The following is a 1,230-nucleotide window of genomic DNA, read 5'->3' on the forward strand; positions in this document are numbered from 1 at the left end:
CCGAGCCGGTTAACGTTGCTCGAAATTGACCTTTTTTCTTGTCATCATCATTTTGTGGTACAGGCTTCAGAGTCACACCTGGGATACTTTGCGCTGGCTTTCCATCTTTCTCCAGACTCCAATTTACCGCTTGACCACTTCTATTATCATTTATGACAGTGGCGGTATAGGTATAAATTTCGTGAACTAATAGCGGCCCGGGATGGCCAACTTGGGCAGTAATTAGGACTTGACCTTTTTGTTTGTCGCCGCCAAGGTGTTCTGTTGCAATGGAACTATTCGAATATACCTTAATAAATAAAGAAAAAAACAATGATATAAATACAATAGAATACCCTGCTACCTTTCTTTTATATAAAGACATAATTAATACCCCATATTAATAAAAAACAGCGTGTTATTAAATAATAACAATGAAAAATAAACTTATACAAAATCTATTATTTAACTTCAATTGAGCATAAAAACGGAAATATAACCCATATTAAATAACCATCAACTAACAATATGAAATTATCACGTATTATTCTCATGATAATAAAATAAATGATAATCATCCCTAAATATTATCTTTAATTAAGATCCTGATTTTTTGATTACAAAAACAATACTAAGCCAGGAAAAATTCAGATGGTAATTATATGAATAAAAACAAAGTGCGACTCCACATTAACTACCAATTTCTTGTACGTTGAATGCCTTTGATTACAATCGTAACAATAAAAAAATAATGCCCTTTATTAAAAATCGGATTTAAAAGTCACATCATTATCTGCATCTGTTGTCTTATTTGTATCTATAGGATTAAATGTATTAAAATCCCTATCTATATCCAACGTCACTGATACCTTTTTACTAACGCCAACATTACTCGTTAATCTCGCATATAAATACCCGTTTTGATCTGTTTTATTGAGACCTGATTCATCTAACTCAGGAGCAGGTGGAGGGAAATCTTTATAATTAATAAGGCTATTACGTGACCAAGTTATCGATATGTAATCAAAAGTATGGTTCTTAAATGGAACTTTACCATTCTGGATCTTCTCATTGACTGTCCTAGTAATTAATGCCTGATATCTATACGCCTGCTTTCCGTCCCCATATAAAACGGGTATATGCCCAGATTTAACTCGTGACATTACACCGTCCTTGATTGTATCAATGACAACAACACTCTCGACCTTAAACATTAAAGGAACCTCATTGAAACTCACTTTATTTGAGCAT

2 protein-coding genes are annotated in these 1,230 nt (G+C 33.0%); both read right to left on the reverse strand.

What is annotated here, in order from left to right; translation table 11 throughout:
• The coding region (locus tag FE392_RS19700) for a hypothetical protein (protein WP_319931831.1) at positions 1-364 on the reverse strand (364 nt) is incomplete at its 3' end.
• A gap of 376 nt (positions 365-740) precedes the next feature.
• The coding region (locus FE392_RS19705) for a hypothetical protein (RefSeq protein ID WP_319931832.1) at positions 741-1,230 on the reverse strand (490 nt) is incomplete at its 5' end.

It is taken from the genome of Xenorhabdus santafensis, assembly GCF_033949405.1.
Classification (GTDB): domain Bacteria; phylum Pseudomonadota; class Gammaproteobacteria; order Enterobacterales; family Enterobacteriaceae; genus Xenorhabdus; species Xenorhabdus santafensis.